The 19,183-nt window shown below is 64.3% G+C and carries 14 protein-coding genes (1 of these 14 cut by a window edge); 3 read left to right on the top strand and 11 right to left on the bottom strand.

Annotated elements, in window-relative coordinates:
* Positions 1–23: 23 nt before the first annotated feature.
* The 11 genes from ACXJ1Z_RS00100 to ACXJ1Z_RS00050 form a co-directional block, all read right to left on the bottom strand.
* The gene (locus ACXJ1Z_RS00100) at positions 24–923 is read right to left on the bottom strand and encodes a pirin family protein (RefSeq protein WP_463778622.1); all 900 of its coding nucleotides are present in this window, start codon (positions 921–923) and stop codon (positions 24–26) included.
* A gap of 171 nt (positions 924–1,094) precedes the next feature.
* Positions 1,095–2,564: an efflux transporter outer membrane subunit gene (locus ACXJ1Z_RS00095; RefSeq protein ID WP_463778621.1), complete on the bottom strand. Its 1,470-nt coding sequence runs from the start codon at positions 2,562–2,564 to the stop codon at positions 1,095–1,097.
* A gap of 14 nt (positions 2,565–2,578) precedes the next feature.
* Complete coding sequence (locus tag ACXJ1Z_RS00090; protein WP_463778619.1) at positions 2,579–5,761, bottom strand: efflux RND transporter permease subunit; 3,183 nt, start codon at positions 5,759–5,761, stop codon at positions 2,579–2,581.
* Positions 5,762–5,829: 68 nt separating this feature from the next.
* A complete protein-coding gene (locus ACXJ1Z_RS00085) occupies positions 5,830–7,104 on the bottom strand; it encodes an efflux RND transporter periplasmic adaptor subunit (RefSeq protein ID WP_463778618.1) in 1,275 nt (424 codons plus the stop codon).
* Between the two features lie 347 nt (positions 7,105–7,451).
* Positions 7,452–8,795 carry a PepSY-associated TM helix domain-containing protein gene (locus ACXJ1Z_RS00080; RefSeq protein ID WP_463778616.1) on the bottom strand — a complete coding sequence of 448 codons (1,344 nt, stop codon included), beginning with the start codon at positions 8,793–8,795 and terminating at the stop codon, positions 7,452–7,454.
* Positions 8,792–9,364: a hypothetical protein gene (locus ACXJ1Z_RS00075; protein ID WP_463778615.1), complete on the bottom strand. Its 573-nt coding sequence runs from the start codon at positions 9,362–9,364 to the stop codon at positions 8,792–8,794. Before ACXJ1Z_RS00075 ends, ACXJ1Z_RS00080 begins: the two co-directional genes overlap by 4 nt.
* A 198-nt stretch (positions 9,365–9,562) precedes the next feature.
* Positions 9,563–10,426, bottom strand: coding sequence for an acyl-CoA thioesterase (locus ACXJ1Z_RS00070; protein WP_463778614.1), 864 nt, complete (start codon positions 10,424–10,426; stop codon positions 9,563–9,565).
* Positions 10,419–10,868 (bottom strand): MerR family transcriptional regulator, encoded by a 450-nt coding sequence (locus ACXJ1Z_RS00065; RefSeq protein ID WP_463778612.1) that lies wholly within the window; start codon positions 10,866–10,868, stop codon positions 10,419–10,421. The genes ACXJ1Z_RS00070 and ACXJ1Z_RS00065 overlap by 8 nt, the downstream gene beginning before the upstream one ends.
* The gene (locus tag ACXJ1Z_RS00060; protein ID WP_463778611.1) at positions 10,868–12,565 is read right to left on the bottom strand and encodes a long-chain-fatty-acid--CoA ligase; all 1,698 of its coding nucleotides are present in this window, start codon (positions 12,563–12,565) and stop codon (positions 10,868–10,870) included. The genes ACXJ1Z_RS00065 and ACXJ1Z_RS00060 overlap by 1 nt, the downstream gene beginning before the upstream one ends.
* The gene (locus tag ACXJ1Z_RS00055; RefSeq protein WP_463778610.1) at positions 12,565–13,863 is read right to left on the bottom strand and encodes an OmpP1/FadL family transporter; all 1,299 of its coding nucleotides are present in this window, start codon (positions 13,861–13,863) and stop codon (positions 12,565–12,567) included. The genes ACXJ1Z_RS00060 and ACXJ1Z_RS00055 overlap by 1 nt, the downstream gene beginning before the upstream one ends.
* 58 nt (positions 13,864–13,921) lie before the next feature.
* Positions 13,922–14,350: a DUF2147 domain-containing protein gene (locus tag ACXJ1Z_RS00050; protein WP_463781127.1), complete on the bottom strand. Its 429-nt coding sequence runs from the start codon at positions 14,348–14,350 to the stop codon at positions 13,922–13,924.
* Positions 14,351–14,540: 190 nt separating this feature from the next.
* On the opposite strand from ACXJ1Z_RS00050, the gene ACXJ1Z_RS00045 reads away from it, so the two are divergent.
* The 3 genes in view from ACXJ1Z_RS00045 to ACXJ1Z_RS00035 are tightly spaced (at most 42 nt apart) and all read left to right on the top strand, a layout consistent with a single transcriptional unit that may run on beyond the window.
* Positions 14,541–15,677, top strand: a complete 1,137-nt coding sequence (locus ACXJ1Z_RS00045) for a thiolase family protein (RefSeq protein ID WP_463778608.1) — start codon at positions 14,541–14,543, stop codon at positions 15,675–15,677.
* Between the two features lie 2 nt (positions 15,678–15,679).
* The gene (locus tag ACXJ1Z_RS00040) at positions 15,680–18,013 is read left to right on the top strand and encodes a 3-hydroxyacyl-CoA dehydrogenase/enoyl-CoA hydratase family protein (protein ID WP_463778607.1); all 2,334 of its coding nucleotides are present in this window, start codon (positions 15,680–15,682) and stop codon (positions 18,011–18,013) included.
* Positions 18,014–18,055: 42 nt separating this feature from the next.
* A protein-coding gene (locus tag ACXJ1Z_RS00035; RefSeq protein WP_463778605.1) for an acyl-CoA dehydrogenase C-terminal domain-containing protein crosses the window boundary here: on the top strand, positions 18,056–19,183 show its 5' portion. Its footprint extends 663 nt past the window's final position; 1,128 of the gene's 1,791 nt are visible here — the first part of the coding sequence; its start codon is at positions 18,056–18,058; its stop codon lies off the right edge, out of view.

The following is a 19,183-nucleotide window of genomic DNA, read 5'->3' as shown; positions in this document are numbered from 1 at the left end:
GCAGGCGCTCATGAAGCAGGCGCTCATGAAGCAGGCAAGGGGATGAACTCATCGTCGCCAGGAACGCTGGCAAAACGGCCCTCGCGCCAATCCCGCTTTGCCTGCTCGATCCGCTCCGCAGAAGTCGAGACGAAGTTCCAGAATATCTGGCGCTGTTCGGGGAATGGCTCACCCCCAACCAGCATAATCCGGGTGGCGCCGATCCCGCGCAGCACAAGTGCTTCGCCGGGTTTGAACACGATGAACTGGCCGGTCTCGAACCTGCCTTCCTGTCCGACAACCTCGATCGCGCCGGCTACGACGTAGGCAGCTCGCTCGATGTGCTCGGCGCTGAACTGATACCGCGCACCGCCGTCGATCACCACGTCTGCGTAAAGAGTGTCAGAGTAAGTCCGCACCGGGGAGCGCAAGCCATCGGACTGTCCCACTACCAGTGAGAGCCTGACACCATCGGCATCCAGGGTCGGGATCTGGTCTGCGGAATAGTGGTCGAAGGCGGGGGCGATCTCCTGCTGGTCAGCGGGCAATGCGATCCAGGTTTGCAAGCCGAACAACCCCCCGCCAACGCCCCGCGTTTCGGCGGGGCTGCGTTCGGAATGGGTGATGCCCGACCCAGCAGTCATCAGGTTGACCTCACCGGGGCGGATCGTTTGCAATGAACCCAGGCTGTCGCGATGCTCGATCTCGCCTTCCAGAAGATACGTCAGCGTCGAAAGTCCGATATGCGGATGCGGTCGTACGTCGAGCCCGGCTCCGTTGCTGAAGGCTGTCGGCCCCATCTGGTCGAAGAAGATGAAGGGGCCGACCATGCGGCGCTGCGGCGATGGAAGCGCACGACGGACACTGAAGCCATCGCCAAGGTCGCGCACCGGCGGCAGGATGACGAGATCGACGCTGTCAGTGTTGCTCGATTGAATGCCCATCCTGCCTTGCTCCTGAAATCCATAATGTCGAACTAGCCAATAGCCGTCATTCCAGTTGCAGGTGAGTGGATTAAACTCTGCCAAAGCGTTCGATAAAGTCGAAAAGATACTTCTTCGCAGCCGAGGCGGATGTCGCTGCTATCGCAGGTGACTACCGGCTCTCGCCCTCCGCTACGTCCCAGCCGCGCGCTCGGTAACGGCCATGGCAATTGCGGGATCCCGCCAAGAGCCGCCGAGCGCCCGGAACAGGTCGACCTGCGCGAACGCTACCGCGCGGGTAGCTGCGGCATACTCTGCCTCAGACAAGACGAACGTGCGCTGGGTGTCGAGAACGACAAGGGCATCGATCGATCCACGTTGCTGGCGGGCGATGCCCACGTTCGCGGCACGTTCGGCAGCATCGCGAGCAGACGCGAGACGTTCGCGGCGCAGCAGCGCGTTGCGATAGACGGAGAGCGCGGTCTCGGTCTCTTCAAGCGCCCGCAGCACGGTGCCGTCGAAAGTTGCCAGATCGGCCTTGGTATCAGCCCGGGCGGCGCCGATGCGGGCGCGGATGCCCTCCTGATTGGGGAAAGCCCACGAGATCAGCGGTCCAATCAGCCAGCGCAACGGTCCCCCGCCGAATACGTCGGTCGATCCGATCGCGGTCGTGCCGATTGCCCCGCCAAGCGATATCTTCGGGTACAAGTCGGCAGTCGCGACGCCGATCCGCGCGGTGTCGGCTGCCAGCCGGCGCTCCGCAGCTTTCACGTCGGGGCGACGGGCGAGCAGCAGGCGTCCGTCGCCAACCGGAATGGGCTGCGCGACATCGGGCGTCGTCGTGCGGAGCCGCGCCGCCTCTGGCAAATCCTGCGGCGCACGGCCGGTCAGCGTTGCCAGCCGAAACAAGGCGCCATCGCGTGTTGCGGCAAAAGTCGGGATCGTCGCCGCTTGCTGCTCGCGCAATTGCGTCACTCGGATCACGTCGAGGTTTTCGTTCAGACCGCGCTCGAAGCGGACGTTGGTTATCCTGATTGCGCGGTCGAGCAGATCGACCGTCCGTTGGGCGACTGCCAGTTGCGAGGCCGCGCTGCTCGCATCGACATAGGCGCGTACGGTGTCCGAAACGACGGTTACGCGAACCGCGTCGGCATCCTCCTGCGCGGCGGCGAGATCCCCGCGACTGGCTTCGACGCCGCGCTTGACCCGGCCGAACAGGTCAAGCTCATAGGCGACGCTCAGTTCGCCATCGACGATGCGGTTTTCGCGGTTCAGGCCCGGCAGGACCTGCATGGCAGAGGAACGGTTCTGCACCGCCGATCCGTTTATGTCGGTCTGCGGCAATCGATCAGCGTATGAGCCGCGCAACTGCGCGCGCGCCCGCTCGATCCGCGCCACCGCCACACGGACATCCGTGTTGGCATCAAGCGCGTCCTGCACCAGAGCTGCAAGCACCGGATCGTCATAGAGCTGCCACCAGTCGTTCCGTGGTGCCAAAGTCGACACCGCCGGTGACGTCGTACCGGCGAATGGCACTTCGGAACGGGGCGGCGGGACGGCGGTGACGTAGTTCGGGCCCACGGCGCAGCCGGCCAAGCTCGTCGCGGCGAGCAGGGCGGCGAGGCTGGTCCTCATCGGGTGCCCGAAGGTAAGCAGCTTCATGCTCGATTGTCCTTTCATTCCGCCGGCTGCAGCGCAGCGTCGTGGCTGCGCTGGGGGCGGGGGCCGCGCCGCAGCTTTTCAGCCAGCGTGCGGCACACGACGTAGAAGGTTGGGGTGAACAAGAGGCCGAACCCGGTAACGCCCGTCATGCCGAAGAAAACGGCGGTGCCCAATGCCTGGCGCAGTTCGGAGCCGGCGCCTTCGGCGATGACCAGCGGGACCGTGCCGAGGATGAACGCGAAGCTGGTCATCAGGATAGGCCGCAGGCGGGTGCGGGCGGCGTGGACTGCGGCGTCGATCGTCGACATGCCTTCCTCTTCGGCCTGCTTGGCGAACTCGACCACGAGGATCGCGTTCTTGGCCGCGAGAGCGATGAGCACGACGAGGCCGATCTGAGTCAGGATGTTGTTGTCCATGCCCCTGATCTGCACGCCAAGCATCGCCGCGAAGAGACACATCGGCACGATCAGCACGATCGAAAGCGGCAGCGTCAGGCTTTCGTACTGCGCGGCGAGCACGAGAAAGACGAAGAACACCGCCATGCCGAAGACGATCCCGGCGGTGTTGCCGGCAGTCGACTGCTGATAGGCGATGCCCGTCCATTCAAAGCCGTACCCGGCGGGCAAGGTGTCGTTGGCGATCTTCTCCATCGTCGCGAGCGCCTGCCCGGTCGAATGGCCGGGAGCGACGCCGCCATCCACCTCGATGGCGCGCTGCAGGTTGTAGCGCACGACGCGGTAGGGGCCGGTTTCGTCCTTGAAGGTCGCGACCGAACCGATCGGCACCATCGCCCCGGAGTTGGAACGGGTCTTCAGATTCGCAATATCGGCGATGGAACCGCGATAGGCCGAGTCGGCCTGAGCCGTAACGCGATAAGTGCGCCCCAACAGGTTGAAGTCGTTCACGAAAGCGGATCCAAGATACACTTGCAGTGCCTCGAAGATGCGCTGCGGCGGCACGCCCAGCATGTCGGCCTTGGCACGGTCGACGTCGGCGAAGACACGCGGGGTCGCGGTGTTGAACAGGCTGTAGACCTGCTTCAAGGCCGGATCCTTGTTCGCCGCGCCCAGCATCGGGCCCATGGCCTTTTGCAAATCGGCATAGCTGCGGCCCTGCTTGTCCTCGACGATCATGCGGTAGCCACCAGCCGGGACGATGCCGTTGATGGTCGGCGGCGGCAGCAGGAACACCTGCGCCTTGTCGAAGCCTTTCATCGCCGCGCCGGCCTGTTCCATGATCTTGGCATAGGACGCGCCGATTTTCAGCCGTTCCTCGAAGCTATCGAAGGGGAAGTAGATCGCCGCCGCGTCGGGCGCCGCCGTGCGCGAAGGGCCGTGCAGCCCGGCGAACATCACGGCGCCGCGAATGCCCTTGATCGGCAGGATGCGCTTGGCCATTTCGCGCGCCACTTCGTCCGTTCGCGACAGCGACGAGCCCGGCGGCAGGAAGGCGGCGGCCAGGAAGTAGCCCTGGTCCTGCTGTGGCACGAAGCCGGCGGGCGTGGTCCAGAACAGGCCCAGCGTGGCGAGGATCAGGGCGGCATACGTCGCCATCATCCGCGCCGGGGCCTGCACCAGCTTCAAGGTCAGCCGGGAGTAGCGATCGCTCAGGCGCTCGAAACCGTGGTTGAACTTGTCGCCCGCACTCTGGAGCCACTGGCGCCAGCGGGGAGCGCTTGCGGGAACCCGCTCGCGCTCGCGCAGCAGGATCGCGGCCAGCGCCGGAGACAGCGTCAGCGAGATCAAAAGCGAGATGACGGTCGCGGTCGAGATGGTTACGGCGAACTGCTTGTAGAACGCGCCCGAGATGCCGCTGATGAACAGCGTCGGCACGAACACCGCGCACAGCACCAGCACGATGGCCACCAGCGCACCCGACACCTCGTCCATCGAGCGCCGCGCAGCCTCGATGGGCTTCATGCCTTCCTCGATATAACGCTCGACGTTCTCGACCACGACGATGGCATCGTCGACGACGATGCCGATCGCCAGCACCAGGCCGAACAGCGACAAGTTGTTGAGCGAGTAGCCCAGAGCAGCCAGCATCACCGCGGTGCCGATCAGCGACACCGGGATCGCGACAATTGGGATAATCGCGGCGCGCCAGTTCTGCAGGAACACCAGGATGACGATGACGACCAGGATCACCGCCTCGAACAGCGTATGATAGACCGCGTCGATCGACTGGCCGATGAACTCGGTCGGGTTGTAGATCACCGAGTATTCCATGCCCTTGGGGAAGGACTTGGAGAGGTCGTCCATCTGCGCGCGAACGGCATCGGCGGCATTAAGCGCGTTCGACCCAGGCCGTTGCATCACCGCCATCACGACGGTCGGCTTGTTCGAGAGGTAGGTGTTGATGGTGTAGTCCTGCGCGCCCAGCTCAACACGCGCGACATCGCGCACGCGCACTTGGCGGCCGTCGGGATCGCTGCGCACGACGACATCGGAGAACTGCTCGGGCGTGGTGAGGCGGCCCTGCAGTTCGACACCGACCTGGTAGGCGTTGCCCTTGTCGTACGGGGGAGCACCCAGCGCACCGGCGGAGACCTGCACGTTTTGCGCGCGTAGAGCGGCGACGATCTCGCCCGGGGTCAGGTCGAGCGCGGAGGCGCGGCCGGGATCGATCCAAATCCGCATGCCGAAGTCGCGCGAACCATATAGACGGACGTCGCCCACGCCTTCGACGCGGGCGAGCTTGTCGCGCACCTGGGTCAGGGCATAGTTGGACAGGTAATCGCGGTTCAGGCTCTCGTCCGGCGACTGCAGGTTCACCACCATCAGGAAGTCCGGCGAGGACTTGTTGGTAACGATGCCGAGCTGCTGCACTTCGGCCGGTAGGCGCGGCGTGGCGATCGCGACGCGGTTCTGCACCAGCACCTGCGCGGAATCGAGGTCGGTGCCGATCTTGAAGGTGACCGTGATCGTCGTCTTGCCATCGCCCGTGGACTGCGAGTCCATGTAGAGCATGTTGTCGACGCCGTTAATCTCCTGCTCGATCGGCGCGGCGACGGTGTCGGCCACGGTCTCGGCGGAGGCGCCCGGATACTGCGCCGTCACCGTGACGGTGGGGGGCACGATATCGGGATATTGCGTGATCGGCAGGCCGAGGAAGGCGAGCGCGCCCACCACGGTGATGATCACCGCGATGACGCCCGCAAAGATCGGCCGGTCGATGAAGAACCGGGAAAATCGCATGGGCTTTGTCCCTGTGTGGGCGCCGCCACGAGTGGCGCGCGCCCGTTACGGGTGAATGGGGGTAGGCGTCAGTCGAGCGTCGCCTGTGCTGCGGTCGGCGAATTGGCGCCGGCTTGTGTCGGGGCGACCGCCTTGGCGGGTGTGATCCTGCCCGGCTTGGGATCGACCTTGCTGCCGGCGACCGCCGCCTGGAAGTTGCTGACGACGACGCGATCGTTGGGTGAAAGGCCCGATTGGATAACCCGCAGGCCATTGACCAGCGGCCCGATCTGCACCGGCTTGGCGGTGACGGTGCCGTCCTTGCCGACGGTGAGTACCACCTTGCGTGCCTGGTCGGCCTGTACCGCTTCGTCCGGCACCAGCAGCGCGCGAACTTTGCCGCCGTCCGCCAGACGCATGTTGCCGAACATGCCCGGCGTCAGGAAGCCTTCGGGGTTGGGCACCACCGCGCGGACCCGGATCGTGCCGGAGCGCGGATCGAGGCCGTTGTCGGTGAAGTCCAGCTTGCCGTTCCAGCGGTAGTCAGCCTCGTCCTGCAGGCGGACCTGCACGTTGGCCGGCGCGCTGCTCGCCTGCCGCTCGCGTTGAGTCTTGAGGAACAGCGCCTCGGAGGCATCGAAGTTGAAGTAGATCGGATCTACCGCGTTGATCGTGGTCAGCAATGTCGCCTGTGCGCCGCTCTGGCCGGACACCAGGTTGCCGATGTCGACCCGGCGATCGGAAACCCGTCCGGATATCGGCGCACGCACGGTGGCGAACTCAAGGTCGAGGGCACGTTGCGCGACACGCGCCTGAGCACCGGCGAGGCCTGCCGCGGCGGCCTGTATCCGCGCACGCAATTGATCGACCTCGGTGCCGGCGACCGCTTCGTCTCCGGTCAAGCCGCTCACGCGGGCATAGTTGGACCGGGCCAAGGCGACGGCGCTGCGGGTGGAGGCGACTTCCGCCTGCGCCTCGGCGAGTGCGGCGCGGTAAGGGCGAGGATCCACGACGAACAGGGGCTGGCCCTGCCGTACGAAGTCACCATCTCGAAACAGGATTTGCGTGACGGCGCCTGATACGCGCGGGCGTATCTCGACGGTGCGACTGGGAGCGAAACGGCCGACATAGTCGTTCCACTCGGTAACCTCGCGCGTAATTGGAGCAGCGATTTGGACGACGGCGGGGGGCGGCGGAGCCGCTTCGGCCGTATTACCGGAGAGGAACTTCCAGCCCAATCCCGCCACCAAAGCTATGGCGATGACACCGATCGCGATGTTGCGCCGGTGCCGCGGTCTGCGATGTGGGTATTGGTCCTGCTCGATCGCATGAGAGGGTAGTTCGATGTGGGCGGGCGAGTTCACGCGGAATAATCTCCGAAACAGAGGCGCATGCGGTACGCGCATGGATATGATCCGCGCGCCTGGCGGCGTCGGATCGCTCCCGGCACGACCAGGAGGAACAGCAATGGTGCCCGTCATAACGGTCGCTTGTGAAAGCGTCGGCTCAGCGGGCGAAACTTCGAATTCAGGAAAATCGTTTGCGAGCATCCAGCCGTTCTGGCGCCACACCTTGTGTACCATCCGGTATATATAACGGGGCACTCGATCGTCAAGGCACTTTTATACCGCCGGGTATTTTTATCAAGGCTGAGTCTGAACCAACGATGACTTTGGGTCGATCCGGTCCTTGGCCTTTTTCGTCACGGCGCCTATCGCGCCAGCAGCAGCACTGGAACGAGGATCGCGATAACGGAAAGAGCCTGCATGACCCGGCGGAACCGATGGGGATTGAAGGGCGCCAAGGCCACCAGCAACATCGCTGCTAGTCCAACCCAGAACAACCCCGCGAATGGCAGCTTGTTACCCAAAAGCAGGCGCGCGGCGAGCGTGCCGCCTAGTGCGACCGGAACGCCCCAGACGATGGCGTCCCACGCACGCACGACGCGTGGCTCATGGTGGCCGCGGCGCCTTCGCTTTCCCAGCCAGATGTAGATGCCGGTAGCGCAGATCGCGGTTAGCGCCGCTCCGAAGACGAGATAGCCAAGCTTTACCAGCAAGCCACCGTAGTCACCGAAGTGCAGGCTGTAAGTCGAAGCCGCCGCCTGCTTGCCGATCGCGCCATCTGCCATACCGCCGCTGCCGAGGAAGGCGCCTGCGGCGTTGAAGCGATAGCTTTCGCCGAAGATCAGGCGCCGGGCATGGCGGGCGGTGATCTGCACTTCCTGCCCAACGGTGAGCGGTTCGTGCACGGTTACATAGGTCGGCATAACACCCGCTGAAAGGCGCGTCATGTGGGCAAGCGCCGCAGTCACGTCGGGAGCGGCGGCCGGACGGGGATCGGGACGGCCTTCCGCACCAAACAACTCGGGATAAACTTCCTCGACCTTGCCGTTTTCGAACAGACCGGCAAGCCCCCACGTCGTGATCCCGCCAAGGCCAATCGCAGCACCCGTAAGCGCGATGGCGGTCGAGAAGGGCAGTGTCCACACACTCATGCGGTTGTGCCAATCGGCCAGGCCAAGCCCCGATCGATCGCGTGCGCGCAGGAGGAACGCGTCTCGGAAGATGCGAGGATGCGCAACCACTCCGCTCAGCGAAAGGGCCAGGATCATGACACCCAGAGCACCCACCACGGTCAGGCCGACGAGGCCCGGCAGGTTCAGTGTGTAGTGCAGCGCGAGCAGGAAATCACTCCAGGCATTCTGCTGAGGCCCGGCGATCGAGCCATCTGCGCGCAGCAACATCTTTTCGCGATCGGTACTGACGATCGTGCGGGGCATGGTCTCGACCGGCAGATGGACAAAGACATGCGTGGTCCGGGGCTTGGCGTGATCGCGTGCCAGGGCCGCTTCCACGCCGCGCTGCACGGCGCCGGGGGAAATCGTGGTCATCTCGGGCGCATCGGCCTGTTCGAGACGTTGAAGTTCGGGGAAGAACACGCAGATCGTGCCGGTCAGGCAGACGATGTACAGCAATGCGCCTGCTACCAGTCCGATGACCGTGTGACCGGCCAGGGATCGCTTTACCGTCGAAGGATCCGCGGCGGCGCTCACGACATCAGACCCAGCGCCAGGCAAGGCAGCACCGGCAGGCTGGCAGCCGCCAGGATTTTAAACTGCGTTCGCCGCTCGTTCAGCACGATCGCATAGGCAAGAACGGCCCAGGCGATCGGCATCATGAACAACGCGCCGGCATAAGCGTTCGACTTGCCGCCGCCGGCCAGCAGGATCGACTGGCTTGTGGCGAGACCCAGGCCAAGGGCGACGATCAAGGCAGCCACGACCACCAAAACGAACGTCAGCAGCCGTGATCCCAGCCTTAAGGGAGACTTGGTGATGCTGCGACGGTTCGACCGGTCGCCTGCTGATCGCTTGTTCGGTCTGGATGCGAAAGCCGAGGCGGCCAGCAGGGTGCAGGCCAATGCCATCGGCATCAGGCTTACGACTGCGGCGCCCCACGCTCCCGCAGCGACCGAACCTGCAGCGACACCTGCCAATAGCGCGAGCCATCCGGCCAGATTGATGGGGATCGAGCGTCGGGGTCGGGACCATGAGAACCGGAGCAACGCCACGCCCACAGCGGCGATGATGATCCCGCCCGACAGAAAAGCATTGTCGGTCATGCCGCGGACCTCAGCCGATAAGTCGGTCGGCATTCATACGACGTGCAACCACGGTTCGGGTATAGATGGCATCGATGCACGTGGCGGCTCCTGACTGTGGCCAGCCGAATAATGCGAACGGTTCGCATTTGCAAGTCGGAGGCGCAGAGTGCGGTCTGCGCGTCGCATCAAATGGGCGCGAGACCCCCCAGACCCTTGCTAGCCGGGTCGATGCCGCATCAAGCCTTCCTGGGCCATGCTGGCGATCAACCTTCCCGATTGATCATAGATCGAGCCACGCGAGAAGCCACGCGAATGCCCCGACCACGGACTCTCCATCGCATAAAGCAGCCATTCTCCCAGCGGTGGATCCTCATGGAACCACATCGCATGATCCAGGCTTGCGCCCTGTATCTCAAGAGAAAACCACTCGATCCCATGTGGCAGGATAGCGGTGGAAACGAGACCGAAATCGCTGACGTATGCCAGAGCCGTTCGCGCTAACGCTGGCCCAAGCACCGGGTCTAGCCGGAACCACGAATGCTGGCTTGGCATTCCAAGCGGGCCGATGCCTTTTCGATCCGGCTGCCCGGCGCGGATATCGAACGCGTTCAGACGATCGGCAATCGCCGGCGGCAACTTGGCGCCGTGTTGCCGTAGTAACTCGGCCATCGGCATGGCTGCGTCCGGTCCCGGCACATCCGGCAGGCGCGCGTGATGGGCCAATCCGTCTTCACGGCGTTGGTAAGACGCGGCCAGATTGAGGATCGGCTTGCCATCCTGCAGGGCCACAACCCGACGATTGGCGAACGTTCCGCCATCGAAATCCCGGATCACCCGGTAGATGATCGGCCGCCGGTTGTCGCCGGCTCGCAGGAAGTAAGCGTGTAGCGAGTGTGCCATGCGGTCACCCTCGACGCTGGCGCTTGCGGACGCGAGAGCCTGCGCGATGACCTGGCCGCCGAACACGCGCCCTGGTTCTTCGGTTAGGGCAGCGCCGCGATAGAGGTCGGTGTCGAGTTCCTCGACGCTCAGCAGGCGTTCGAGTTGACCCTTTGAAGCAAGGGATGCGGTTTCAGCCATGCCCGGCATCCTGCATGCCGTTTGCGTGCGTCGAATGTGCCAGCAGCCAATCACGGGCCTGCGCTTCGATGACCTGAAGTTCTTCCAGCGTCTGTTCGATCGCCTCGTTTTGGCGGCGTAGCTGCTTGATCCTGTCCGACACTTTGACGACCAGTTGCTGCACCTGAACATGGTGCTCGGGGTCGACCTCATAGAGATCGAGGAACTCCTTGATTTCGCGAATGCTGAACCCCAGCCGCTTGCCACGCAGGATCAGTTGCATCCGCCCGATCTCGCGCCGCGAATATAGCCTCGCCGTGCCCACGCGTTGCGGTGCGATCAGGCCCTTGTCTTCATAGAAGCGCAAGGTGCGCATGGTGACGCCAAGCAGCGTCGCGGCCTCCTGTATCCCGATCTCCTCGATCGTACCGCGCCCAGCGTCCGCAATTTCGATCGTGGCCATCAGGCCTTGCCACCGGAGTGATGGCGCGCTGCTTCTTCGGCCACGAGTTCCTTCTTGGACAGCTTGCCGACCATGGTCTTAGGCAGGTGCGCGCGAAATTCGATCTGGGATGGCATTTCGATCTTGTTCAGCCTTGGCCGCAGGAAGTCGAGCAGTTCTTCTTCGGTCAGGATATCACCGGCATGAAGTGCCACGAACGCCTTGGGTGTTTGCCCCCTGTACGGGTCGGGAATGCCGATCACCACCGCCTCCTCGACCGAGGGATGCTCGTAGAGCGCGTCCTCGATGATGCGGGGATAGACATTGTACCCGCCGCACAGAATCAGATCCTTGATCCGGTCCACCAGGAACAGGTATCCATCTTCGTCGAGGTAGCCGATGTCTCCCGTGCGCAACGCGCCATAGATGAACGTGGCTTCCGTCTCTGCCGGTCGGTTCCAGTAGCCGGCCATGACTTGCGCGCCCCGGGCGCAGACTTCGCCGCGCTCGCCTGGCTTCATCACCTTGTCGATGTTGTTTGGGTCGCGGATTTCGATCGCGGTGCCGGGAAAGGCGGGCCCGCACGAGTTGTCCTTCACCAGGCCCTCAAGCGGGTTGCAGGCAATGATCGGACTCGCTTCGGAGAGCCCATATCCCTCGACCACACGCACCCCGGTCTTCGCTTCGAACTTCTGGCGGATTTCCAGCGGCAGCGGCGCGCCGCCGGAAATGCAGACGCGAACCTGATCGAATTCGCCATGCAGGTCGACGCCGTTCAAGGCCGCGTAGAGCGTCGGGACGCCGAAGAACTGCGTCGGCTTGACGCGCTTGGCCGTCTCCAGGAACGACTTCATCTCGAACCGGGGGAGCAGGATCATCTCGGCGGCGGTGTCGACCGAGTAGTTCAGCACCGTGGTCAGGGCGAAGACGTGGAACATCGGCAACACGCCAAGCGTGCGCTCCTGCCGCTCGGGCATGTGGCCGACGTGCGAGATCATCTGTGCCGAGTTCGCGGACAGATTGGCGTGGGTCAGCATCGCGCCCTTCGGCGTACCGGTGGTGCCGCCGGTGTATTGCAGCACGGCCAGATCGTGGGGATCGCGCGGCACCGGATCGGGTGCGGCATCGCGCATGACCAGATCGTTGAAGCGGATGAAGCGCAAGTCGTGCGGCTCGTGCGCGATGTCCTTTCGCTTTAGCAGGCGATACGCGCTGCGCTTGATCGCCGGCAGCACTTCGGCGATCGGGCAGACGACCACACGCTGCAGCGTCGTGCGGCCGATGAGCGGCTCGATCTTCGGAAGCGACATGGCCAGATCCGACGCGATCATCACCGCGACTTGCGAGTCCGTGACCTGATATTCCAGTTCGCGCTCGGTGTAGAGCGGGTTGAAGTTTACCACGACGCCGCCGATGCGCAGGATCGCGAAATAGCAGACGACGTAATAAGGCGTGTTCGGCAGACAGAGGCCGACGCGGGTGCCGGGCCGAACGCCCAGATCCTGCAGACCCCGCGCGGCACGGCGAGACAGATCGCCGATCTCGCAATAAGTCCACTTGCGGCCCATGAAGTCGACCGCCGGCCAGGTGCCATGGCGGGCGACGGCATTGTCGAGCAGATCGGTTAGCAGACGCGGCGCGAACGCAGGCAGTTCCTCTGTCGCCACCATCTGGGTTGCCGGCGTGGAAGCGCCGGCGTTTCGCGCCGCGGCAGCCATCAGAACGCCACCCTTGCGCCGAGCGAGAAGACCAGGGCGGACGCATCCCGAAGCTCTCCATCGACAAGGATCGGCGTCTGCGCAGCGGTTCCCGGATAGGCGGCGCTGATGCGGTTTACCGGCGCGTCCTTGAACGTGATGTAGCTGGCGGCCGCATCGACGGTGAACCGCTCGTTTATCGCGTAGCTGGTGCCGGCCGAGAAGTTCCACCGGTTGCTGTCGGGCACACGGGCGTCGCGGTTGCCGTCACTGGTGGGGGTTTCGCCGTACTGCACGCCGGCACGCAAGGTCAGTTGCGGATTGAGGTCGTAATCGACGCCGCCCGCATAGGTCCATACGTTCTTGTAGTTTTCGGGGATCGCGGTGTTCAACGGTGCGCCAAGACGAATGGCATCGAACTTGTTCCAGCCATAGCGTACGATCTGGCCGTTGAGGGTGAGTTGCGACGTTGCCTTTACGCGGATGCTGCCGATCGCCTGCCCCGGCGTACGGAAAGTGGCGCGCGTATCCAGCTCTCGGTTCTGGCCGGCCAACGGGCCAAGCAGCCCTTCGGTGGTGACGGTGCCGTCCAGCTTGTGCTTGATGCTCGACTTGTAGGCCAGGCCAACGGTCACCGGCCCGCCACGATATTGGGCGCCGGCGGACCAGCCCACATCCCAGCCGTTGCCCTTCAGCGTCTGTCGGCCATCCGGCAGTGCAGGCGACAGGTTGGGCAGATAGTTGCTGAGCGTGGCGTCGGCATATTCGACGTTCAGAGCCGCGCCGATGCTCAACTGCGGGGTCACCATAAAGGCGACTGATGGCTGAATGTCGAAAGTGCGAAGCTTGGTCTTGTCCGCGGTATAACGGGCCCAGCTGTCGGCATCGTAGTCCGTCGTAAAATTGTACGGTGCGCTGACGGCGAGGCCGAACGCGACGCGACCCATGCCGTATGCCACCGCGCCTGATGGCAGGACGCCGTTGTTGATCGGGTTTCTCGCTCGCGGATCACCACCAACCGAAGCGGGCGGCTGCCCCGGGCGAACGATCACGGTTCCCTGATCGACGACCTTGCCACGCGGGAGGATCGCGCTGGCATGGACCGACGCCTGGCCCCCATCGATCCCCCCAATTGCGGCAGGGTTCCACCACAGCGAGTCCACGCCGGTATCGGCAGCTTCACCCGAAAAGGCGCGACCCTGGCCGCGTACCGATTGCTCCTGAAGGTAGAAGGCCTGCGCGCTGGCGCTTGCAGCCATGCCGAACGCCAGTGCGCCAGCCGCCGTTCCGGTAAGGATCCTTACCTTGCTGGTCGTCATTATCGTCTCTCCTGTATTTTCTTTTTTTAAAAGCACTTGTTCCGATCAGCCCGGGTGATCAGCGAATGCGCGTCCAGTTCTGTGTCTTGCACAGGGGCCACACGATGCAGCCCTTCAATTTGAGCGTGTCGCCGGAGGGCGTGATCGTCGCCTTGTAGGTGCCGCCATCCTCGGGGTTGTAGATCGTTCCGCCGTTCCAGCTATCCGCCCCGCGCGTGAACCCGCCGACGATCTGCAGGTTCTTCAGTTTGCGGGTGCGCTTGGCCGCGTCCTTGTTGTTCAGGTCGCGAAGATCAGGGTTGGTGCGGATGTTGTCGGACTCGGTCAAACGTCCGCAGATCGATGAGCCGCATTTCGTGATGTCGACGACACCATGCTTCGATGGGGTGCGCCACGTGCCAATGGCATCGTCGGGGCTTGCCGCCAGCACCGGTGCCGCCACCAGCGTCGTCGTGATGGCCAGGCAAGCATATCTGAGCTTTATCATCATAGTCTTCCTTCACTCTCCAACGCCTGATCGCGCCTGTCCTTATGTGGGCAGTGTCGCTTGATGATCGAGCCTGGACTCGGTCTAACGCAAAAATTGCTTGACGTATAGGGAAAGTAGCGCACCTTTACATGCACAGGGTCGATGGCGCGGAAGCGCGACATATCGGACCCGTCGATGGAGAGTGTGCATGCAAAGCGTCGTCGTTGCGGGTTTCGCCCGCTCCCCGTTTCATCTCGCCAACAAGGGTGCGCTGGCGCGGGTTCGTCCCGACGACCTCTTGGCGCAGGTGATCCGTGGATTGATTCAGAAGACCGGCGTCGCGCCGGCCGATATCGAGGACGTGATCGTCGGCTGCGCCTTTCCCGAAGGCGAGCAGGGGCTGAACATGGCACGCCTGTCCGCGCTGCTGGCCGACATGCCGATCAGCGTCGGCGGGATGACGGTGAACCGCTTTTGCGGCTCCTCGATGAGCGCGGTGCACATCGCCATGGGCCAGATCGCGATCGGCGCGGGCGAAGCGTTCATCTGCGCCGGCGTCGAGTCGATGAGCCGGGTGCCGATGATGGGCTTCAACCCGCTGCCCAACCCCGAGCTCGCAAAGAAGAGCAGCGCCTACATGTCGATGGGCGAGACGGCGGAGAATGTCGCGACCAAGTACCAGATCGGCCGGGCGGAGCAGGAGGCCTTCGCGGTCGAGAGCCAGACGCGCGCCGCCACTGCGCGTGACAGCGGCAATTTCGCTGACGAGATCGTGCCGATCCAGACCAAGGCAGGCCTCGTCAGCGAAGACGGCGCCATTCGCGGCGACACGTCCGCCGACGCGCTGGCCGCATTGAAGCCCGCGTTCGAGGCGCAAGGCTCGGTGACCGCGGGTACGTCCTCGCCGGTGACCGACGGCGCCAGCGCGGTCCTCATCACCACCGAGGAGTACGCCAGGGCGCATGGCCTGCCGATCCTGGCCCGGATCAAGTCGGTCAGCGTGTCGGGCTGCGCGCCCGAGACGATGGGCCTCGGTCCGATCCTGTCGAGCCAGAAGGCGCTGCAGCGTGCCGGCATCGAGGCCAAGGATCTCAGCGTGATCGAGCTGAACGAGGCGTTCGCCAGCCAGGCGCTCGCCTGCATGCGCGACCTCGGCGTCGATCCGGCCAAGACCAACATCGACGGCGGCGCGATCGCGCTCGGCCATCCGCTGGGTGCCACCGGTGCGCGTATCGTCGGTAAGGCCGCGTCCTTGCTGAAGCGTGAGGGTGGGAAGTACGCTCTCGCGACGCAGTGCATCGGCGGCGGTCAGGGCATCGCCACCGTGCTGGAGGCGGTGGACTGATCATGACCGACACCATCAAGAAAGTCTGCGTGATCGGTGCCGGCACCATGGGCGCCGGTATCGCCGCTCAGGTCGCCAATGCCGGGGTGCCGGTGCTGCTACTCGATATCGTGCCCAGGGAAGGTGCCCAGAACTCGGGGCGCAATGCCATCGCCGAGGGAGCGGTGGCAAAGATGCTCAAGACCGATCCCGCGCCGTTCATGAGCACCCGCGCCGCCAAGCTGGTCGAGACCGGCAACATCGACGACCATCTCGACAGGATCGCGGAGTGCGACTGGGTGATCGAGGCGGTGATCGAACGCATCGACATCAAGCAGAGCCTCTACGCCAGGATCGAAGCGGTGAAGCGAGAGGGCACGGCGGTGTCGTCGAACACCTCGACGATCCCGTTGGCCAACCTTGTCGAGGGCCGGTCGGATGCGTTCAAGCGCGACTTTCTGATCACCCACTTCTTCAACCCGCCGCGTTACATGCGCCTGCTCGAGATCGTCGCCGGCCCCGACAGCGATCCTGCGGTGGTGAGCAAGGTTCAGGCCTTTGCCGACGTGGCGATGGGCAAGACTGTCGTGCGCGCCAAGGACACGCCCGGTTTCATCGCGAATCGCATCGGCACCTACTGGATCCAGGTCGGCATCAACAACGCGATGGACCTCGGCCTGACCGTCGAGGAGGCCGACGCCATCGCCGGTCCGCCGATGGGCGTGCCCAAGACCGGCATCTTCGGCCTCGTCGATCTGGTCGGCATCGACCTAATGCCGCACTTGAAAGCGAGCCTCACCGGCACGCTGGCGAAGGACGACCCCTACCACGCGATCGCCCGCGACATCCCGCTGATCGAGCGGATGATTGGGGAGGGCTACACCGGTCGCAAGGGGAAGGGCGGATTCTATCGCCTCAACCGCGACAAGGGAAAGCAGCGCGAGGCGATCGACCTCGCGACCGGCGAGTACCGGGCGAAGGTGGATGCCCGCGGTCCTGCGGGCGCTGCCGGTAAGGGCGACTTGCGTGCGCTCGTCGAAACCAAGGGCAAGCTGGGCGACTATGCGTGGGCGGTGCTTTCGGGCACGCTGGCCTACGCAGCGGCGCTGGTGCCGGAAAGCGCGGACGACGTGGTCGCCATCGATGACGCGATGACCCTCGGCTACAACTGGAAAGCCGGCCCGTTCGCGATGATCGACAAGCTCGGCGCCAAGTACCTCGCCGATCGGCTAGAAGCCGAAGGCAAGCACGTCCCCGAACTGCTTAAGCTGGCGGGTGAGCGGACGTTCTACCGCATCGAAGGCGGCAAGCGTCAGTTTCTGGGTACCGATGGCGAATACCACGACATCGTGCGCCCCGAAGGCGTGCTGCGCCTCGCCGACATCAAATTGGCCGCCAAGCCGCTGCTCAAGAACGGCTCCGCTGCGCTCTGGGACGTGGGTGACGGCGTCGTTTGCCTGGAGTTCACCGGCAAGATGAACGCGCTCGACGGCGAGGTCATGAAGCTGATCGGCCAGGCGATCCCGCTGGTGGCGCAAAGCTACAAGGCGCTGGTCGTCTATAGCGATGCCGACAGCTTCTCGGCCGGGGCGAACCTCGGCCTCGCCATCTTCGCGGTGAACATCGCCGCGTGGAGCGAGATCGAGAAGCTCGTTGCTGGTGGCCAGATGGCGTACAAGGCGTTGAAGTATGCGCCGTTCCCGGTGGTCAGCGCGCCTGCAGGGCTCGCGGTCGGCGGTGGGTGCGAGATCCTGCTGCATTCCGATGCGATTCAGGCCCATGCCGAGCTCTACACTGGCCTCGTCGAATGCGGCGTCGGCCTCATCCCTGGCTGGGGCGGCAACGGCGAGATGCTCGACCGCTGGCGCAACGCACCCGGCATGCCGAAGGGCCCGATGCCCGCAGTGGCCAAGGTGTTCGAAACCGTCTCCACCGCGACCGTCTCGAAGTCATCCCAGCAGGCCAAGGAGCTGATGTTCCTGCGCCCAGAGGACGGCGTGACCATGAACCGCGACCGACTGCTCTACGACGCCAAGCAGAAGGCGCTCTCGCTGGTCGAGGGCTACAAGCCGCCGGAGCCGCCGACCTTTCGCCTGCCGGGCGAGAGTGGCCACGTCGGCCTCAACATGGCGGCCGAAGGCTTCCGCGAGCGCGGCATGGCGACCGACTACGACATGGACGTCTCGGACTCGCTGGCGACCGTCCTGTCGGGCGGCGGGTTCGACTATGTCGACACCGTCACGGAAGCGGACCTGCTCACGCTGGAACGCCAGGAGTTCATGCGCCGCGTACGCGACAAACGCACGATGGCGCGGGTCGAGCACACGCTCGAAACCGGCAAGCCGCTGCGGAATTGATGTGATAAGGGCGCGCGATGATGCGCCCTCCAGGAGAGTGACATGCAAGTCTACGAAGCACCCCTGCGCGACATGAAGTTCGTCCTCCACGAACTCCACAACGACGACGGCTTCGGCAATATCGAGGCGCTGGCCGAGTTCACCCCGGATCTGATCGACGCGATCCTGGAGGAATCGGCCAAGGTCGCACAGGAGGTGCTGCTGCCGCTCAACCGCAGCGGTGACGTCGAGGGTTGCACGCTCGAAAACGGCGTCGTGCGTACGCCTTCGGGCTTCAGGGAAGCCTATCAGATGTTCCGCGAAGGCGGCTGGTGCGCGCTCGCGTCCGATCCCGAGTGGGGTGGGCAGGGCCTGCCCGAGCAGGTCAACAAGATGACCGAGGAAATGATCTGCGCGGCCAACGTGGCGTTCAGCCTCTATCCCGGCCTGACTCACGGCGGCACCACGGCCATCGAGGGGCATGCGACCGACGAACTCAAACGGCGGTTCCTGCCCAAGATGGTTTCGGGCGAGTGGTCCGGCACGATGTGCCTTACAGAGGCGCATTGCGGCACAGATCTGGGCCTGCTGCGCACCAAGGCGGTGCCGCAGGAGGACGGCAGCTACAAGCTTACCGGCGCGAAGATCTTCATCTCGGCCGGCGACCATGACCTTACCGAAAACATCATACACCTGGTGCTGGCCCGCATGCCCGACGCGCCTGCGGGCGTGAAGGGCATCAGCCTGTTCCTCGTGCCCAAGTACCTTCCCAGGGACGACGACACGCCCGGCCCCGCCAATGGCGTTTCGGTTTCGGCCATCGAACACAAGATGGGCCTCAAGGCCTCGGCCACCTGCCAGATCAACTTCGATGACTCTACCGGCTGGTTGGTCGGCGAGGCGAACAAGGGCATGGCCGCCATGTTCACGATGATGAACACCGAGCGCGTCTCGGTCGGCATCCAGGGTCTGGGCGTGGGGGAGGCGGCGTACCAATCGGCGGTCTACTATGCCAAGGATCGCCTGCAGGGCCGTTCGCTTTCGGGCGTGAAGAACCCCGGCGGACCCGCCGACCCCATCATCGTCCACCCCGACGTGCGCCGCATGCTTATGACGATGCGCGCCTATAACGAGGGGTCGCGGGCGATCACCGGCTGGGTCAGCCGTGCGCTCGATGCCGAAAAGCACGCG

This window comes from Novosphingobium sp. TK46, assembly GCF_055361525.1.
This window is presented reverse-complemented; position numbering and strand designations above follow the sequence as displayed.